Source organism: Mycobacterium montefiorense, assembly GCF_025823255.1.
GTDB classification, from domain to species: Bacteria; Actinomycetota; Actinomycetes; order Mycobacteriales; family Mycobacteriaceae; genus Mycobacterium; species Mycobacterium montefiorense.
This window is the reverse complement of sequence record NZ_JACKVL010000006.1, coordinates 443274-461337: the sequence shown is the minus strand read 5'-3', so window position 1 is coordinate 461337 and position 18064 is coordinate 443274. Positions and strand designations below refer to the sequence as shown.

Annotated in this window: 17 protein-coding genes and 1 pseudogene; 8 read left to right on the top strand and 10 right to left on the bottom strand. The window is 63.7% G+C overall.

Features of this window, described 5'->3' with window-relative positions; translation table 11 throughout:
• Positions 1–70: 70 nt before the first annotated feature.
• Positions 71–1345 (bottom strand): cytochrome P450, encoded by a 1275-nt coding sequence (locus H7K34_RS04045; protein ID WP_264060191.1) that lies wholly within the window; start codon positions 1343–1345, stop codon positions 71–73.
• A gap of 333 nt (positions 1346–1678) precedes the next feature.
• Between H7K34_RS04045 and H7K34_RS04040 the strand changes: the two genes are divergently transcribed.
• From H7K34_RS04040 to H7K34_RS04030, 3 genes are read left to right on the top strand one after another with little or no spacing between them, the layout of a single operon-like run.
• On the top strand, positions 1679–2077 hold the full coding sequence (locus H7K34_RS04040) for a hypothetical protein (protein ID WP_264060190.1): 399 nt from the start codon (positions 1679–1681) through the stop codon (positions 2075–2077).
• 5 nt (positions 2078–2082) lie between these two features.
• Entirely contained in the window at positions 2083–2373 is a 291-nt protein-coding gene (locus tag H7K34_RS04035) for a hypothetical protein (RefSeq protein ID WP_264060187.1), read from the top strand.
• 53 nt (positions 2374–2426) lie between these two features.
• The gene (locus tag H7K34_RS04030) at positions 2427–2651 is read left to right on the top strand and encodes an Rv1893 family protein (protein WP_264060186.1); all 225 of its coding nucleotides are present in this window, start codon (positions 2427–2429) and stop codon (positions 2649–2651) included.
• Positions 2652–2657: 6 nt separating this feature from the next.
• On the opposite strand, the gene H7K34_RS04025 is transcribed toward H7K34_RS04030, so the two are convergent.
• The 5 genes and pseudogenes from H7K34_RS04025 to H7K34_RS04005 form a co-directional block, all read right to left on the bottom strand.
• On the bottom strand, positions 2658–3788 hold the full coding sequence (locus tag H7K34_RS04025; protein ID WP_264060184.1) for an NAD(P)H-dependent flavin oxidoreductase: 1131 nt from the start codon (positions 3786–3788) through the stop codon (positions 2658–2660).
• Positions 3789–3905: 117 nt separating this feature from the next.
• Positions 3906–4370: a hypothetical protein gene (locus H7K34_RS04020; RefSeq protein WP_264060181.1), complete on the bottom strand. Its 465-nt coding sequence runs from the start codon at positions 4368–4370 to the stop codon at positions 3906–3908.
• A 202-nt stretch (positions 4371–4572) separates the two neighbouring features.
• Positions 4573–5589, bottom strand: a complete 1017-nt coding sequence (locus H7K34_RS04015; protein WP_264060176.1) for an agmatine deiminase family protein — start codon at positions 5587–5589, stop codon at positions 4573–4575.
• A gap of 47 nt (positions 5590–5636) precedes the next feature.
• Positions 5637–7353: pseudogene (locus tag H7K34_RS04010) on the bottom strand (amidase).
• A 105-nt stretch (positions 7354–7458) separates the two neighbouring features.
• The gene (locus tag H7K34_RS04005; RefSeq protein ID WP_264060170.1) at positions 7459–8100 is read right to left on the bottom strand and encodes a TetR/AcrR family transcriptional regulator; all 642 of its coding nucleotides are present in this window, start codon (positions 8098–8100) and stop codon (positions 7459–7461) included.
• Between the two features lie 83 nt (positions 8101–8183).
• Here H7K34_RS04005 and H7K34_RS04000 point away from each other — a divergent pair, with 83 nt between their 5' ends.
• From H7K34_RS04000 to H7K34_RS03990, 3 genes are all read left to right on the top strand, one after another.
• A complete protein-coding gene (locus H7K34_RS04000) occupies positions 8184–9650 on the top strand; it encodes a purine-cytosine permease family protein (RefSeq protein WP_264060167.1) in 1467 nt (488 codons plus the stop codon).
• 151 nt (positions 9651–9801) lie between these two features.
• On the top strand, positions 9802–11733 hold the full coding sequence (locus tag H7K34_RS03995; protein ID WP_264060166.1) for a flavin-containing monooxygenase: 1932 nt from the start codon (positions 9802–9804) through the stop codon (positions 11731–11733).
• 10 nt (positions 11734–11743) lie between these two features.
• Complete coding sequence (locus tag H7K34_RS03990; RefSeq protein ID WP_264060164.1) at positions 11744–12769, top strand: alcohol dehydrogenase catalytic domain-containing protein; 1026 nt, start codon at positions 11744–11746, stop codon at positions 12767–12769.
• Here H7K34_RS03990 and H7K34_RS03985 read toward each other — a convergent pair.
• The 3 genes from H7K34_RS03985 to dtd all read right to left on the bottom strand — a co-directional run bounded on the left by H7K34_RS03985 (position 12766) and on the right by dtd (position 15001).
• A complete protein-coding gene (locus tag H7K34_RS03985; protein WP_372510678.1) occupies positions 12766–13566 on the bottom strand; it encodes an HAD-IB family hydrolase in 801 nt (266 codons plus the stop codon). The two genes, H7K34_RS03990 and H7K34_RS03985, sit on opposite strands and share 4 nt — an antisense overlap.
• 14 nt (positions 13567–13580) lie before the next feature.
• Positions 13581–14504 (bottom strand): class I SAM-dependent methyltransferase, encoded by a 924-nt coding sequence (locus H7K34_RS03980; protein WP_264060162.1) that lies wholly within the window; start codon positions 14502–14504, stop codon positions 13581–13583.
• A 65-nt stretch (positions 14505–14569) separates the two neighbouring features.
• Entirely contained in the window at positions 14570–15001 is a 432-nt protein-coding gene (gene dtd, locus H7K34_RS03975; RefSeq protein ID WP_264060160.1) for a D-aminoacyl-tRNA deacylase, read from the bottom strand.
• Between the two features lie 39 nt (positions 15002–15040).
• Here dtd and H7K34_RS03970 point away from each other — a divergent pair, with 39 nt between their 5' ends.
• Both H7K34_RS03970 and H7K34_RS03965 read left to right on the top strand, forming a co-directional pair.
• Positions 15041–15346, top strand: a complete 306-nt coding sequence (locus tag H7K34_RS03970; protein ID WP_264060158.1) for an MTH1187 family thiamine-binding protein — start codon at positions 15041–15043, stop codon at positions 15344–15346.
• A gap of 112 nt (positions 15347–15458) precedes the next feature.
• Entirely contained in the window at positions 15459–16733 is a 1275-nt protein-coding gene (locus H7K34_RS03965) for a competence/damage-inducible protein A (protein ID WP_264060156.1), read from the top strand.
• Between the two features lies 1 nt (position 16734).
• Here the strand turns inward: H7K34_RS03965 and H7K34_RS03960 are convergent, their stop codons facing one another.
• Positions 16735–17946: an MFS transporter gene (locus tag H7K34_RS03960; RefSeq protein ID WP_276059263.1), complete on the bottom strand. Its 1212-nt coding sequence runs from the start codon at positions 17944–17946 to the stop codon at positions 16735–16737.
• Between the last annotated feature and the right edge of the window lie 118 nt (positions 17947–18064).

Genomic DNA, 18064 nt, shown 5'->3' with positions numbered 1-18064 from the left:
ACTCACCGGGGAAACGCATTTCGACAGCTTGATGCGTGGGCATCGGAGTACCCCCGGTCGAATCAGTGCCTTAATGCGCGACGGGGCACTTTCCATCCCCATTGGTGTGGTAGTCGACCCGCCAATGTTTGATTCCATTGAGCCAACCCGACCGCAGTCGTTCGGGTTGGCCAACCGATTCCAGATCGGGCATCGCGTCGGCAATCGCGTTGAACATCAAGTCGATCGTCATGCGCGCCAAGTTGGCCCCGATGCAGTAATGGGCACCGGTACCGCCAAATCCCACGTGCGGGTTGGGGTTACGCAGGATGTTGAAGGTGAACGGGTCGTCGAAGACCTCCTCGTCGAAGTTCGCTGAGCGGTACACCATCACCACCCGCTGCCCCTTCTTGATCTGCACCCCGGACAGCTCGTAGTCCTCGAGCGCGGTGCGCTGGAACGACGTCACCGGGGTAGCCCAGCGGACGATCTCGTCGGCGGTGGTGGCCGGGCGCTCCCGTTTGTACAGCTCCCATTGATCCGGGAAATCGGTGAACGCCATCATGCCCTGGGTGATGGAGTTGCGGGTCGTTTCATTTCCGGCCACGGCCAACAGGATCACGAAGAAGCCGAACTCGTCGTCGGACAGCTTGTGGCCGTCAACGTCGGCCTGAACCAGCTTGGTAACGATGTCGTCGCCCGGGTTCTGCGCCCGGTCTGCCGCCATCTGCATCGCGTAGGTGATCAGTTCCACCGAAGCGCCCATCGCATCGTTGCGGGCGAACTCGGGATCCTGGTCACCCACCATCTGGTTGGACCAATGGAATAGCTTCATACGTTCCTCTTGGGGCACCCCCATCAGCCCGGCGATGGCCTGCAGCGGAAGCTCACACGACACCTGCTCGACGAAATCGCCGGAGCCTTCGGCGGCAGCCGTCGCGACGATCTGCCGGGCGCGCTCGTTGAGGTCGTCGCGCAACCGCTCGACGGCGCGGGGAGTGAAGCCGCGCGAGATGATCTTGCGGAGGTGAGTGTGCTGAGGGGCGTCCATGTTGAGCAACACGAACTTGCCCGTCTCGCGCTGCTCGCGGACCGTGCCCTCGCGGTAGCGAGGCAGGGCGGTGTTCTCCAGGCTGGAGAACACGTCGCTGCGTATCGAAACCTCTTTGACGTCCTTGTGCTTGGACACCACCCAAAAGCCACCGTCGTCGAACCCGCCGGAACCATCGGGCTGTTCGTTCCACCAGATCGGCTCGGTACGTCGCAGCTCAGCCAGTTCTTCCACTGGCAGTCGCTTGGCGTGAATGTCTGGATCGGTGAAATCGAACCCCGGAGGGAGGTTGGGGATCGGCTTGGTGGTCGTCATTGGCCCACTCCTCGATACGAAGTCTTCTAGTCGTGTGTCTTGTGCCAAATAAACCACTGCAGCACCACTGTTGGGAAGCATTGACACAACTTCGACCGACCAAATTGCAACATGTTCACCGGTGCTGAGTTCCGGGCATCGCCGTCAGCGACTTCGTGAGTCTTGGCGGGGTCGTCCAAGCACCGGGCGGCCCGGGGCAGGACACCGGCGGCGGTGGGCCGGCGAAGACGGCGCACGAACGGCCTTGTGGCGCGCGGCGCAATCGATATGCTTTGGTCCAGGTCACCGCCACACCGACGGACCAGGTGACGCTCACGCGAAGGGGTGTAGCGAATGATTCGCGAACTAATCGGCGTCGCTGCGATCACGGCTAGTGCCGTCGCAGTGGCACCGTCTGCAGCAGCCGGTTACGAGGGCGACGTGCCAGGGATGAACTATCAGGCTTCGTTGGGTGCGCCGTGCGATAACTACGAAAGCTTCATCTTCGGACGCGGCCCCAGCGGTCAGGCCGAAGCGTGTCATTTCCCGCCGCCTAACCAGTTCCCCGCGGCGACCACCGGGTACTGGGTGACCTCGTATCCGCTGTTTGGAGTCCAGCAAGCCGGCGCGAAGTGCCCCGGCCCGCAGACCGCGGCACAGTCGGACCGCGGACTTCCAATGCTCTGCCTGGGAGCTCAAGGGTGGCAGGAAGGTTGGTTCACCGGCGCAGGGTTCTTCCCGCCTGCCGGATAACGACCATGCGCGAACGCCGGCCGGCCCAAAGCCCGATTCCACGATGGCTGCGCTTCGTGCTGACGTTCGACCGCGCCGGCTCTGCCTGGTACATCGGGACCGGGTTCTTCTTCGCTCCGGTGCTCGCGGTGCTATCGCCGTGGCCCAGCGTCACCGCCGTGCTGTGGGCGGTTATCGGATTGGCGGGCCTGTGGCTGGGTCTGCTCGGCATCGCGATGGCTGTGGGGTTGGCGCAGGTGTTGCGTTCCGGCGCCGAAATCCCCGAGGACTACTGGCGCACCCTGGTCGATTACTGACCCTCTAGAGTCGTACCGAGTTCTTTTCAAGTCCGCAACGATAGGAGACTCCGGTGGCGGTCAACCCCAAAGACGCCGTGGACGCGGTCAAGGACATCGCGACCAACGCAGTCGAAAAGGCTTCAGACATCGTCGAAAACGCCGGCGATATCATCCGAGGCGACCTCAAGGGCGGGGTCAGCGGCATCGTCGAGAATTCGATCGATATCGCGACTCACGCCGTCGAGAAAGCCAAGGAAGTCTTCTCCGGCGGTAAGTACGACGTAGACGAGGACTAGCCACCGTTAGACGACGGCAGCCTCGTTGAGTTCGTCGAGCCGGTTCGTCGCCTCCAGGTACTCCTGCACCCAGCGTTCGATCACGGTCGACGTCTTCTCCACCTTGTTGAATTGCCCGACAACCTGACCGACCGGGTTGAACGCCACGTCGACGGATTCGTTGGGGTACCTGTTCGTCGCCCGCACGGCCATGCCGGAAACCATGTACTGCAACGGCATACCGAGAGGCTTCGGGTTGTCCGGGTTCTCCCACGCCTCGGTCCAGTCGTTGCGCAGCATGCGTGCCGGCTTGCCGGTGAACGAACGGCTACGCACGGTGTCGCGGCTACCGGCCTTCACGTACGCGGCCTGTTGAACCGGGGTGTTCGAGGATTCCTCAACCATCAGCCACTGCGAGCCGGTCCACGCGCCCTGGCAGCCCAGCGCCAGCGCCGCGGCGATCTGCTGGCCACTACCGATGCCACCCGCACCAAGGACGGGGACCGGAGCCACCTCCTTGACGACCTGCAGCCACAGCACCACTGAGCCCACCTCGCCGCAGTGTCCGCCGGCCTCGCCACCCTGGGCGATGATGATGTCGACGCCCGCGTCGGCGTGTTTGCGTGCCTGCGAGGGGGAGCCACACAGCGCGGCAACCTTGAGTCCGGCGTCGTGGATGTGTTTGATCATGTCCGCCGGCGGAGTGCCGAGCGCGTTGGCGATCATCTTCACCTTCGGGTGCTTGAGCGCCATCTCGACCTGGGGCGTGGCTGTCGCCTCGGTCCACCCGAGCAACTGCAGAGTGTCGCCGTCGCTGTCCTCGACCGGCACGCCATGATCGGCGAGGATCTTCTTTCCAAAGTCCAGGTACTCCTGCGGAACCATCTTGCGCAGCGTCTCGGCAAGCTCTTCGGCGGACTGGTTCGAGTCCATGCCCTCGTACTTGTTTGGGATGACGATGTCGACGCCATACGGGTGGTCGCCGATGTTCTCGTCAATCCAGTTGAGCTCGATCTCGAGCTGCTCAGGCGTGAAGCCGACCGCTCCGAACACGCCGAACCCCCCGGCCTTGCTGACCGCCACCACGACATCGCGACAGTGCGTGAAGGCGAAGATCGGGAACTCGATGCCGAGTTCGTCGCAAATAGGGGTGTGCATTACAACTCCTGGGATGCTGGCCGAATTGGAACGTGTTCTAGTTTAGTACGCGCGCCCATGACGTGGCCAGCGGCCCCTGACTAACGCCCTGCAACTACGACGTGTCGCTGCCACCTGTCACAGAGTCAGCGTGCGGGCCACCCACAGCACCAGGAACGCGAACATGCACCCGACACAGACCAGGTGATCGCGGCAGACCGACCGCGCCAGACGGCTTTGTTCGGGCACGCTATCGCTGCGATAGCCGAGCCGAACCGCGTCGGGAACCGTCTGCGTCAATGCCAGCATCGCCGGGATACCGCCAAGCCCGGCCGACAACACCAGCAGCCAGGCCGGGTCTCGTCCCAGGGTTGCCTGAAAACCTAACGCTCCCAATAAAATCAACATAACCAGGGCTATCAGGCGGCTCATCGGTCGCGACGTCGTGGTCGCGCGGTGGTAGTAGCCCGCGATGGAAGCCAGCACCGGTTCGGGCAATTCGTCGCCGGAGGATCGGTGCCCGAAAACCTGGACGTCGAAAATCAAATCCATCCACAGGACAGCGAAAAGGAACCCGCTGCAAGCCGTCAGTAAGACCGCCATGGCGCCTATCACCTCCCGTCGACCGCTCGGCGTCGTTCCATTGTTTCCCAGCAGCCGAAACACGGCATGCGTACGCTGAAACCACTTGCACCACTTGCATTTCAGCGGTGTCAACGAGAGCGCTTCGGCCGGTGGGCGGTCGCACTACGCGAACATAGGTTCGATGGGTTGCGCTGTGATCCAGCAGGACTACGAGGCCCAGTCAGGTTTGCTGGGCCGATGGCTGGTGCTGGGTGATGCAGTGAATCCCGCCACCTCGTTCGAATAATGGCCGTGCGTCCACTGGCACCACTTTCCGGCCAGGGTATTGCTCCGCCAGGACGGCCATCGCGGAGGCGTCCGCAACGTCGCCAAAGCTGCAGGCAATGACCCCGCCGTTGACCACCAGGTGGTTGATATAGCTGTAGTCGACGAATCCCTCAGCGTCGGTGAGAGTTGCGGGGGCGGGCATCTCAGTGATTTCCCACGATCTCCCCGCGGCGTCGTGGCTGGCCTCCAGCACAGCACGAATCTCTTGGCAGACAAGATAATCCGGATGTGCAGCGTCGCGCTGGGTGTGCAGCAAGAGTCGGCCCGGCGAGGTGATAGCGGCGACGATGTCGACGTGCCCACGGGTGCCGAAACGTTCAGCGTCCCGAGTCAGCCCCCGGGGCAGCCAGACCGCGTGGGTTGCCCCGATCGCGCCGGCTAGCTCGGCTTCTACGTCCGCACGCGTCATGCCTGGGTTGCGGCGCGGGTCACGCTGCACGGTCTCAGTGACCAGGACGGTGCCCTCGCCATCGACTTGAATGCCGCCACCCTCGTTGACCAGGGGCGAAGCGACGGTCGGAGTGCCGGCAAGCCCTGCCACGAATCGGCCGATGTTCGCGTCGCGGTCCCATCGAGCCCAGTCCTGAGCGCCCCAGCCGTTGAACGACCAGTCGACTGCGACCACGGATCCGTCGTCAGCATGCACGAACGTCGGACCGATGTCACGCATCCAGGCATCGTCCAGCGGCGCCTCGACGATGCTGAGATCTGCCGAAAGGTAGTGCCTGGCCACCGCGCGCTCGCCCGGATCAATGACTACCGTCACCGGTTCGAACTCGGCAACCGCATGTGCCACCGCCGCCCATGTTGCGCGCGCCTCGTGTCTTGCCTGTCTGTTGTTCCCCAATGAATAACCTTCGCAAGGGAACGCCATCCAGACCCGATCCTGCGGCGCCGATTCTGCCGGCATGCGATAACCGTTCAATTGTCCGCCATCTTTTCGTTGGATGATCGAGGTCACAGTGCTGGTGTCCGCGGGGGCGCGGTACGCCGCGCGCCGGTGGCCTCGAACGCCGCGGCGATCGCCAGTAGGGCCGTGTCGTCGTATGCGCGACCGGCGAAGGTCAGTCCGGCCGGCATACCGATGTCGGCCATGATGCCCATCGGCACAGTGACAGTGGGGATTCCCAGGTGTCGGGGCACCAGATTCCCATTCGCGACCCACACGCCGTTACGCCAGCCAAGATCGGCGGCCACAACGTTGACGTCCATGTCGGCGCGACCAACATCGGCGACGGCGGGAAAGACCACAGCATCAAGACCTTGTTGGTCCATCCACTCTTCGAGATCTACCCGGCGAGTCTCCTCCAAACCCCGCAACCCTTCCGCCAGGTGTGGGATATCGCGGAAAGACTCGATGGGATGGTCCTTCAAGATGGTCCTTCAAGAAGGCAGGGTAAGTGGTGATGTCGTCACCGAACCCCTCTGCACGATCCGGCAATGCCTCTGGCGGATGAACCCAGATCAAGCTGCCGTCCACGTCGGCGAGCCGGTTCAGGTTTGGATCACCATTGGCACAAAGGAAGTCGTCCCACGCCCACGCTGATAGATCCCGGATTTCGTGATCGAGAAATTCGCTGCTGACTAGACCTCGGTTTCTGATCGTCGGGGCACCTGCGCGGTCGCCCTCGTAGTTGGATACCACCGGGAAATCAACCCGCACTACGTCCGCTCCAGCGCTCACGAGGTCTGCCTCGGCGACACGAAAAAGATCCATCACCGATGCGCGGGTCTCGATACGCCGCCCGGTCGAACCGCCGATACCCGGCTGCTCGCCCGTTCCGGCATCCGGATCGGCATTCACATACATCCGTGGCACGCCGAACCTCTTGCCCGCCAAAAACTTCTGAGCCGTCCCACGGTCGACTGGCCTCAGGGCCGGATAAGAGGCGGGCCGTACCGTCGATGCCCTTGGGATCGCGACCCAGGGCTGCATACGCCACAGATCCCCACGAGCATCCGGGTCGTCGGCGACGATGACATCGAGAACCTCGAGGAGGTCGGCCATCGTCCGGGTGTGCGGAACGACGACATCCATCGTGGGGACCAGGGGCCAGTTGCCCCGCACGGAAATCACCCCGCGCGACGGGGTATAGGCGCAGAGGGCGTTGTTCGTCGCCGGCGCCCGTCCGCTTGACCAGGTTTCCTCTCCGAGCCCGAACGCCGCAAAACTTGCCGCGGTCGCCGTTCCCGACCCATTCGATGAGCCAGACCCGAACGCCGAAGTCAAGTAGTCACCGTTGTACGGGCTCTCGGCCCGGCCATAGAGACCGCGCTGCATGCCGCCATTGGCCATCGGAGGCATATTGGTGAGCCCGATCAAGACCGCACCGCCGGCCCGCAGCCGCTCAATCGCGAAGGCATCGCGCTGCGCGACCAAGTGCTCGAAAGCATGAGAGCCCGCCGCCGCGGTAAGACCTTTCACAAGGTAGCTGTCTTTAACGGTGTACGGGATTCCGTCGAGCGGGCCCAGCGTCTCGCCCTTGGACCGCCGCCCGTCCGAGGCCCGAGCTTCTTGCTGCGCATCCGGGTTGATCACCACCAGCGCATTGAGCCGGGGGCCATTGCGGTCGTAAGCATCGATTCGCGCCAGGTAGCTCTCGACGAGGTCCTGGCTCGTCAGCCGGCCCTCTTCCAGGGCACGCCGCAGCTGCGCAATGTCTGCCTCGACCACATCGAACGCATTCACCCGCACGCACTCCTGTCTCGATGGTCTCTACGAAGAGGCGACAGCCGCAGCGCCGCGTCCGCACTTCGGCAAATCGGCCGGCAAAACCGCTCAACACCGTGAGTACGGCGGTTTCATGTACGTGGCCGATCCGAGGCCGAGTTCAGATGCGCAATAGGTGCGGCCGATTTGCTTGATTTCGTCGGAGGACACGGCACGAGTCACCTTCTGCGCAGCCAGTCCATCGATCATGGTCAGCAATCGCCACGCTGCCATTTTTGGGCGGGCGACCCGGAATTCCCCCGTTCCGCGGCCCGCCCGCACGATCTCGGCGATCAACTCCAACCACTCGACCGTCAGTGCATCCGCCTCGGCGGCCAGTGCTGGGTTTCGCCGGCCCAAGCTCCATGCCTCCAGCCACAGCGCGTTTGCACCCATACTGCAGTCATCAAGCACGTAGTCGATCAACACATCGATCTTGTCTGCGGCCCCGCTGGCCGCGGCAACCCGCAGTCGAGCCTCATCCAGATCCGCCACTGCGGTGGCCCGGAACGCAGCGGCGACCAGCTGCTCGGCCGAGGAAAAGTAGTGGCTGACTAAGCCCGGTGTGACGCCAAGATCACTGGCAACCTTGCGCAGCGTGACCATGAAAAGCCCTTCGTCCCGACTAATCGCTACCGCCCTGGCCAGCAGCTCGCTGTGGCGTTCGGCGGGCATCTTCCGACGGGCGTCCGTCGTGGCAGTCCAAGTCAATTTCGCTGATCCTCTTGACGCAGGCGGTGCTCTATTGAACACTGCATCAACCCTATTGAATCACCTATCAACAACGGAGGTCAATGACCATTGTGCCGAGCGCAGCCGATCCCACGCCCACCGAAGATCGCTTCGGCCACGTCGAGGCAAAAGGTGTCGAATACCTGCCGGAGTCTGAGCGCGATTCCCGGCCGCGGAACATGCTTGCCGTTTTCTTCGGCGGTAATCTGGCCTTTTCCGTAATCGTGTTCGGCTGGCTGCCAATAACATTCGGCCTCAGCTGGATCGGCGCCGTCACTGCTAGCGCTGCCGGGATAACCCTCGGAACCCTGCTCATTGCGCCGATGGCGCTGATGGGCCCACGCACCGGCACGAACAACACGGTGTCCAGCGGCGCCCACTTCGGGGTGACCGGCCGACTGATCGGGTCAACACTGACCCTGATGTTCGCCCTGGCATACGCCGCGATCGCCGTCTGGACTTCGGGGGATGCGCTCATTGTGGCGTCTCATCGGCTGTTCGGAACGCCCGTCAACCACGGCATGCTCGCAATCGGCTATGGCATCATCGCCGCAGAGATCGTCGTGGTCGCCCTCTTCGGCCACGGCACGGTGGTGGCTTTGCAAAAGTTCGTCCTGCCTATCGTCGGGATACTGCTGTTGCTTGGCTTCATGGCTTTCGGCGGCAAGTTTGAATCGAACGCCGGCGGCGGCGGCCACTACCTTCTTGTCGGGTTCTGGCAAACCTGGGCCCTTGCCGTCGCCATGGCCGCTGGCGGCCCCCTCTCGTATGCCCCGACGCTCGGTGACTACAGCCGCCGGATTTCCCGTAGCAAGTTCAGCGATCGCTCGGTGGTCATCGCCACAATGGCCGGCATCTTCTTCGGACTCTTGCTCACCGCCGCGTTCGGATCGTTTACCGCTTCGACCTTCACCACGCTTGGCGACTCATACGTCGCCGACCTGGTCGCTGAATCGCCCGACTGGTACGTGGTGCCCATCGTGCTCATCGCTCTGGCCGGCGGCTTGGGACAAGGGGTGTTGAACGTCTACGCCAGCGGCCTCGATCTAGAAGCGCTCATCCCGAGGCTGAAGCGGGTACAGACCACGTTGATAACGTCGGGGCTGGCCGTGGTGCTGCTGTACATCGGCGTGTTCGTGGTCAAGGCCGTCGATTCCATCACCGCGATGACGTTGGTGCTCAACGGATTGGCCGCACCGTGGGTGGCAATCAACGTCGTCGGCTTTCTCGTCGCGCGGCGCGGCGAATACCACCCCGCTGATCTTCAGGTGTTCAACCAAGGACGCCGCGGTGGCCGATACTGGTTCACCGGCGGCTGGAACCTGCGCGCCGTGATTCCGTGGCTCGCTGGGTCGCTATTCGGCATCCTTACGGTTGACACCTCGCTGTACCCCGGCCCCCTGGCATACCTCGCCAACGGCATCGATATCAGCCTCGTTGGATCGGCGGCCATCGCAGCACTAGGTTATCTCGCCGCATTGCGGATATGGCCCGAACGCGTGGCCCCGGTCGACGCCGACTCCTGCTAACGCATCCTGGGGGACGCCGAAATCGAGATTACGGTTGCTATGCGATGACGACTCTTGATCGGCTCCGTCGGCACCGGGTAGCGTAGTGCTGCCAATTACGAAACGGTGAGTAGCGTAATCGGAATCCCAGTCCACCGAAAGGATCGGCTCGATGCGCAGCCCCTACTCCGGCCGCCCTTTCACCACCTCGACGGAGGACATCGCCAACGCCCTACAGGACGTCAGCATCCCGACGTTGCTGCTGTCGCTCGTCCACATCACCGGCGACCCGCGATTCATTCGCGACTACAAGCAGATGGGCATCTTCCTCAATGAGGTGCAGGGCTTCATGTCGGAGGACGACAAGGCTCGTGCCCGGGCCGAGGCGCTGACGGTGATCGGCGAATATCGCGACCGGGGCTGTCCCGAGCCTGAGCCGCTGAGCCCGGAGCTGATCAGGGAAATGATGGACTGGGCGGCCTGCGAGCATGTTCCCGACGACTACCTGCCCCTGGTCACCGAAGAACTGGACCTCGACGGGACCGACCCGCGCCGGCCGGCAGCCATACCCGCCGGGCGCGCAGCCGACATCCTGGTCCTCGTCGTCGGATGCGGGGAATCCGGGCTGTTGGCCGGCGTTCGGCTCAAACAAGCCAACATCCCGTTCACGATCGTGGAGAAGAACGCCGGCCCAGGCGGAACATGGTGGGAGAACAGCTATCCCGGAGCCCGCGTCGATGTGGCTAACCATTTCTATTGCTACAGCTTCGAACCCAACAACGACTGGACACACTTCTTCGCCGAACAGGACGAGCTGCAGGACTACTTCAACCAGGTGATGAAAAAGCACGACCTAGCCGAGCACATCCGCTGGAACACCGAGGTTCTCGCCGCCGAATGGAATGACGACGACGGGATCTGGACCGTTTCGCTGCGCGACATCGACGGGCAGACCAGCACGCTTCGGGCACGAGCGCTGCTCACCGCGGTCGGCCAGCTCAATCGGCCGCAGATCCCTGAATTCGACGGTGCCGAAAGCTTCGAAGGCCCGTCATTTCACTCAGCTGCCTGGGATCACTCGGTCGACGTCAGCGGCAAGCGGGTCGCCCTGATCGGTGCCGGCGCCAGCGGCTTCCAGATCGCACCCGCGATTGCCGGAGATGTCGAGCATCTCACGGTGTTCCAGCGAACCGCCCAATGGATGTTCCCGAATGCGATGTACCACGACAAAGTCGGTGACGGTGTGCGCTGGGCAATGCGCAACCTGCCGTTCTACGGACGCTGGTATCGGCTCCTCGTGCTGTGGCCCGGCTCGGACAAGGGCCTTGACGCGGCCGAGGCCGATCCGAACTATGCGGACCCGGACGCCGCGGTCAGCGACATCAACGCCGCCGCGGCAATGATGTTCTCCCAGTGGATCACCAGTCAGGTCGGCGATGATCACGAACTGTTGGCCAAGGTGATGCCCGACTATCCCGCCTGCGGCAAACGGACCCTGCAGGACAACGGCAGCTGGTTGCAGACACTGCAGCGCGACAACGTCGAACTGGTCCGCACGCCGATTCAGCAGATCACCCCCAGCGGGGTCGTCACCGAAGACGGCGCGACGCACCAGGTCGACATCATCGTCTACGCCACCGGGTTTCGGCACACCGACGTGTTGTGGCCGCTAAAGGTGACCGGCCGCAATGGAATCGACCTGCACCAGATGTGGGGGAGCCGACCGTACGCCTACCTGGGCATCACGGTTCCGGATTTCCCGAACTTCTTCATCATCTACGGGCCCGGCACCCACCTCGCCCACGGCGGCAGCCTGATCTTCCAGTCCGAGCTGCAGATGCGCTACATCGACCAGTGCCTTAAGCGGCTGGCCGACACCGACGTCCATTCGATGGAGCCCAAGACCGACGCCGCGACCGACTGGCATCAGCGGACGCAGACCCAGATCAAGAAAATGGTCTGGTCCCATCCAGCGGTCAAGCACTCCTACTTCAAGAACGCCGACGGCGAGATCCATACCGTGAGCCCATGGCGCCTCAACGAGTACTGGGCCGCGGTGCGCGAGCCTGATTGGTCTCAATTTATTGTGCGACAAGGAAAGTGAGCACACCATCATGCGCACGGTAGTCGTCGACGGACCCCGCAATATCCGGGTCGAGACCCGCCCCGATCCCGCGCTTTCCGGCCCCGACGCAGCGATCGTCGAGGTCACCGCCGCCGGCATCTGCGGATCCGACTTGCATTTTTACAAGGCCGATTTCCCGATGCCCGACCCGATCGCGCTGGGCCACGAAGCGGTCGGCACCGTGGTGGAAGTCGGCCCGGACGTGCGCACCGTCAAGGCCGGAGATCAGGTCATGGTGTCGTCGGTGACCGGCTGTGGCAGCTGCCCGGGTTGTGCCACCCGCGACCCGGTCATGTGCTACGCCGGTTTTCAGATCTTCGGCGGGGGCCTGCTCGGCGGTGCACAAGCCGATCTGCTCGCCGTCCCGGCCGCCGATTTCCAGCTGCTGAAGATGCCCGAGGGGATCAGCACCGAACAGGCTCTGCTTCTTACCGACAATCTCGCCACCGGCTGGGCGGCGGCGCAGCGTGCTGACATTCCATTCGGCGGCACGGTAGCGGTCATCGGGCTGGGCGCGGTGGGCTTGTGCTCGCTACGCAGCGCATTTTTCCAGGGCGCCGCAACGGTTTTCGCAGTCGATAGGGTCGGCGGCCGTTTGGACCGTGCGGCTCGGTGGGGCGCAACCCCGGTTAAAGCGCCGGCTCTGGAGGCGATCATGGCGGCGACCGGCGGGCGCGGCGCCGACGCCGTGATCGACGCCGTCGCCACGGATTCGTCCCTGACTGATGCGATCAACACGGTGCGGCCGGGCGGGACCGTATCCGTTGTCGGAGTGCACGATATGAATCCGTTTCCGCTCAACGCCCTGGGCTGCCTGATTCGCAGCACGAGCTTGCGATTCACCACGGCGCCGGTGCAGCGCACCTGGCCGGAGCTCGTCCCGCTGCTGCAGTCCGGCCGGCTAGACGTCGATGGCATTTTCACCACATCACTACCGTTGGATGAAGCCGCCAAGGGGTATGCGACGGCGGAGTCGCGGTCGGGTGACGACGTGAAAGTCCTGCTGAAGCCTTAGGCCCCGTCACGTTGCGCTATCTGGCGAACGTGGTTCGCCAGATAGCGCAGGGTCCGCATCGGCCGGCCTCGCACCGAGGCGAGGCACATCACCGGCCAGCCGTGTGCCGCGGCCGCTGCGGCCAGGCCCGAACGCGGGTTCACCGGTCGGGGATAACCGACAACCGACATCGACGCCGCATCCTCGTCGCCGTCGGCGTAGAAGTAACTGTGTTGCACCGCAACGTTGTTTTCGGTGCAGAACTGTTGCACCGCGGCCGCCTTCGTCGTCCCCCACACAATAGGTTTGAGGATTTCGCCGGTCAGGCGCCCCAGGTCGTCAAGCTCGAAGCGATTGCACTGCACGTTGGAGATCCCGAGAAAGCGGGCGACCGGCAACGCCTGAATCGACAGCGCCGATGAACTCAGCACCACGGTGTGCCCGCGCTCCTGATGCACTTGCACGATTTCACGCATGTGCGAATACAGCCGCGAGGCAACACGTTCGACGAACAGCCGCTCGCCCAGCTCGTCGAGTTCGACCAACAACTCGCCTTGCAGATAGCCCGCGGCCCGGACGATGAGGTTCTCGAATTCCAGGCGGCCGAATCGATATCGCAACGCGGCTTCAAACACGCCGAGGAGCTCGCCGATCCCGACTTGCCGGCGCCGGATCCGATCGCCGACGTGAACCGCGGCCGTGAAGCCGTCGACCAACGTACCGTCGAGATCGAAGAACGCACCGACCTGCGGTCCCGGCGAACTGGCGGCGATCTCGGCAATGGCATCGCCGGGGGAGAGCATCGTCATCGCCACCATGCCGACTCCGTCCGTTACCGGGTTGCCGTTATGTACTGCGAACGCATGAAACCGTCGATCTTCACGTCGACGTCCGGCGGCGTCATGCCGTAGCCGGCCTGCAGATCGAGGGTGTTGCGAACGGGCTCGACGCTCCAGCCATGCGCCGCGAACCATTCGGCGGGGTCGCCCTTGGGCTCGTAGGTAAGCGCGGAGAAATCCACGTCGCCGGACACGTTGACGCCGGGGTGGTTGGTTTCCAGCGCTTCGAGCTGATCGTGGTCCAGCCGCGATCCCAGTGCACCGATGGCGATTCGGCTGCCGGGCACACTAAGCCCGCTGATCCGGCTGAACAGCGTGTTCTGGGCTTCATCGGTGAGGTAGGGCAATATCCCCTCCACCGACCAGGCGCTAGGCCTTTCGGTGTCGAAACCGGCCGCTTCCAACGGCCGGGACCAGTCGGTACGGAGATCGGCGGCGACCTCGACCCTGCTCGCGGTGGGCACCGCGCCATGCTCGCCCAGCACGCGCGCTTTGAATTCCAGGACTTTCGGCAGGTCGATTTCGAAAACGCTTGTTCCGTGCGGCCATTCAAGGCGATACGCGCGAGAGTCCAATCCCGCGGCCACGATCACTGCTTGTCGTATCCCCGCATCACCGGCAGCGGTAAAGAAATCGTCGAAGAAGCGCGTCTGCACGCCGTACAGACGCGGGAAAGCGGTCTCGTCGTCGTTGCTGCCCGGATCGGCGAGCACACCGGCCAAATACGGGTCCCGGGATGCCGCGATGAACACCTTCGCATATTCGTCGCGGACCAGCGGTCGCGCGCTAACCGCGTGCAGTGCGCGCCATCCGGCCACCAGAAGGGCGGTATAGCCGACGCTGCTGACGATGTCCCACTGATCGTCATCGGAACGGAGCGAGCCGAATTCAGGCCCGGACTCGGGCGCAGCGTCCATAGTCGCCCCTCCTAGTTCAATCGGCCACAACGCGCCGACATATCCAAGGTACCTGCGGGGCGTGTTCAGAGCTCGAGAAACACCGTTACCGGTCCGTCGTTTACCAATTCGACATGCATATTCGCACCGAAGACGCCGGTCTCGACGTGAGCACCCAACCCGCGCAACGCCTCCGCGAATCCCGCGACCATAGGTTCGGCGACCGTTGCGGGGGCCGCCATGTTCCAGGATGGCCGGCGGCCCTTGGTGGTGTCGGCATAGAGCGTGAACTGGCTGACCACCAGGATCGGCGCACCGACGTCGGCCGCTGATCGTTCGTCGGCGAGAATCCGTAGGTTCCACAGCTTTTCGGCAAGGCGGCGCGCTATGTCGAAGTAATCGCTGTGGGTAACACCGACAAGTGCCAGCAGCCCCTGGCCGTCGGGCCGAATGGCACCCACCACCTCGCCGTCGATGGACACCGCAGCCGACGAGACCCGTTGCACCAGAACCCGCATGCTTCGATGCTGCCAGGCCGGATGGGTACGCTCGTCAGGGTGTCTGTCCTAGTCGCGTTTTCCGTCACCCCGCTCGGCGTCGGCGAAGGTGTTGGCGAGATCGTTGCCGAAGCGGTTCGGGTGGTGCGTGAATCCGGCTTGCCCAACAAGACGGATTCGATGTTCACCGTGATCGAAGGCGATACCTGGGAGGAAGTCATGACGGTCGTGCAGCGCGCGGTCGAGGCCGTGGCCGCTCGGGCACCGCGCGTCAGCACCGTAATCAAGGCGGATTGGCGGGCCGGTGTCCAGGATGCGATGACGCAGAAGGTCGAGACGGTCGAGCGCCACCTCACCCACGGATAGCGCCGCCCCGCGTTTTCAGAGCACCGGCGCGTCGACTGTGCACTCGACGCCAAAAACGCACACTCGATGCCGACCGGCTGACCGGGCAGCGCAGGTGCGTAGGCTCAAGCCGGTGAGCGCACGCGCAGGCATCGTCGTCACCGGAACCGAAGTCCTCACCGGACGCGTCCAAGACAGAAACGGCCCGTGGATCGCCGACCGGCTGCTGGAACTGGGCGTCGAGCTGGCCCACATCACCATCTGCGGAGATCGCCCTTCCGACATCGAGGCGCAGCTGCACTTCATGGCCGCCCAAGGTGTGGACCTGATCGTCACCAGCGGCGGACTGGGACCAACGGCCGATGACATGACCGTCGCAGTGGTCTCGCGCTTTTGCGGGCGCGAGCTGGTGCTCGACGAAGAAGTCGAAGGCAAGATCGCCAATATCCTCAAAAGGCTTATGGCGCATTTTGATTCGGAAAGTTTTGACGCGGTCCGCACCGCCAACCGCAAGCAGGCCATGGTTCCCGCCGGCGCCCAGGTGCTCGATCCGGTGGGCACCGCCCCGGGCGTCGTGGTGCCCGGTAAGCCCACGGTGATCGTGCTTCCGGGACCCCCGCGCGAACTTCAGCCGATGTGGCACACGGCCATCGAGACTCCCGCGGCGCAGCAAGCGATCGCCGGCCGGACGATCTACCGCCAGGAGACCGTCCGGATGTTCGGGCTGCCCGAGTCCGGGCTGGCTGAAACGCTGCGCGACGCCCAGAATTCCGTCTCCGGATTCGAATCGCTGGAGATCACCACGTGCCTTCGGCGAGGCGAGATTGAGATGGTCACCCGCTACGAGCCGGACGCGGCGGACGTCTACGCTCGACTGACTCAGCTGCTGCGTGAGCGGCACGAACAGCAGCTCTACTCCGAAGACGGATCCCAGGTCGACGCTCTGGTCGCCCGACTACTGTCCGGGCGCCGGATAGCGACCGCGGAGTCCTGCACCGCGGGCCTGGTGGCCGCACGGCTTACCGACCGGCCGGGGTCGTCGGACTACGTGATGGGCGGCGTGGTGAGCTACTCCAACGACGCGAAGATCCAGCTGCTCGGCGTGGACGCCGCACTGATCGACGCGCACGGCGCCGTGTCGGAGCCGGTGGCCGAGGCGATGGCGGCCGGCGCCTTGCAGCGCTTCGACGCCGATACCGCGGTCGCGATCACCGGTATCGCCGGTCCCGGCGGGGGAACACCGGAAAAGCCGGTGGGAACGGTCTGCTTCACCGTGCGACTTGCCGGGGGCCGCACCGACACCCGGACACTGCGTCTTCCGGGCAACCGCTCCGACATCCGAGAGCGCTCGACGACGGTCGCGATGCACATGCTGCGACGCGCGTTGAGCGAGCAGGCACCCCTCTAAGTCACTTCACTTCCGTTGGAAGAAAAGCGCTTTCGGCAGTACCAAAACGGATTCCGGTCGCGTCCTTGCCGATCAGCGTCAGGAACGCCACCGCGCATAGCACCGGAACGATCGTGACGGCCAACGCGAACGGATAGCCGTGCGTCTCCGCAAGGCGTTCCTGGATAGGCAGATTGAAGGCAGCGAGCAGATTGCCGAGCTGATAGGTCACCCCGGGATAGAGGCCGCGGATCGCGTCCGGCGACAACTCGGTCAGATGTGCGGGAATCACACCCCAGGCACCCTGCACGCAGACCTGCATCAAAAACGAGCCCAGGCACAACATCGCCGCGGTCCGGGAGAAGGCGAACAGCGGGACGATCGGCAGTCCCAAAATCGCGCAGAAGACCACCGTGTAGCGGCGACTGAATCGTTGCGACATGGAGCCGAAGAACAGCCCGCCGAGGATGGCACCGATGTTATAGACCACCACGATCCACTTGACCGTCACACTGTCCAGACCGGCGCCGTGGTTGGCCGTCGAGCCCAAAAACGTCGGGTAGACGTCCTGCGTACCGTGGCTCATCCAGTTGAAGGCGGTCATCAGCAGCACCAGGTAGAAGAACCGGCGAACGATCTTGCCATCGCGCAGCACGTCGGTGACTTTGGTGTTGGTGAGCTTCATCTGATCCTGGGCGGCTTCCCACACCTCGGACTCCTGCACCCGGTAGCGAATGATCAGGCTGATCAGTGCGGGAATGATCGACAGACCGAACAACCAGCGCCACGACAACCCCAGCCAGTCCATCACCACCAGCGATCCGATACTGGCCAGCAGATAGCCAAAGGCGTAGCCCTCCTGCAGCAGCCCGGAGAAAAAGCCGCGCCGCTCGACCGGGACTTTCTCCATGGCAAGCGCGGCGCCCAGTCCCCATTCCCCGCCCATGCCAAGGCCATACAGCAGCCGAAGGATCACCAGGACCGTGAAGTTGGGCGCGAATGCGCACAGAAAGCCGACGACCGAGTAGAAGATCACGTCCACCATTAGTGGCGTTCGTCGACCGACCCGATCAGCCCACAGCCCGAAAATCAAGGCGCCCACAGGGCGCATCGCCAGGGTCGCCGTCGTAATGAAGGCGACTTCGGCCTTGCTGTGGTGGAAGGTCTTCGCGATGTCGGCATAGACGAACACCACGATGAAGTAGTCGAAGGCGTCCATCGTCCAGCCGAGCATTGCCGCGATGAACGAATTTCTCTGATCGGCGCTGATCTTTTCTCGTGTCACGAAAGCATCCTGGCGTACGTAGCGTGTTGGCGCGAGCCGGTTCCACTCTGAAAACGGCAAGAGTAAG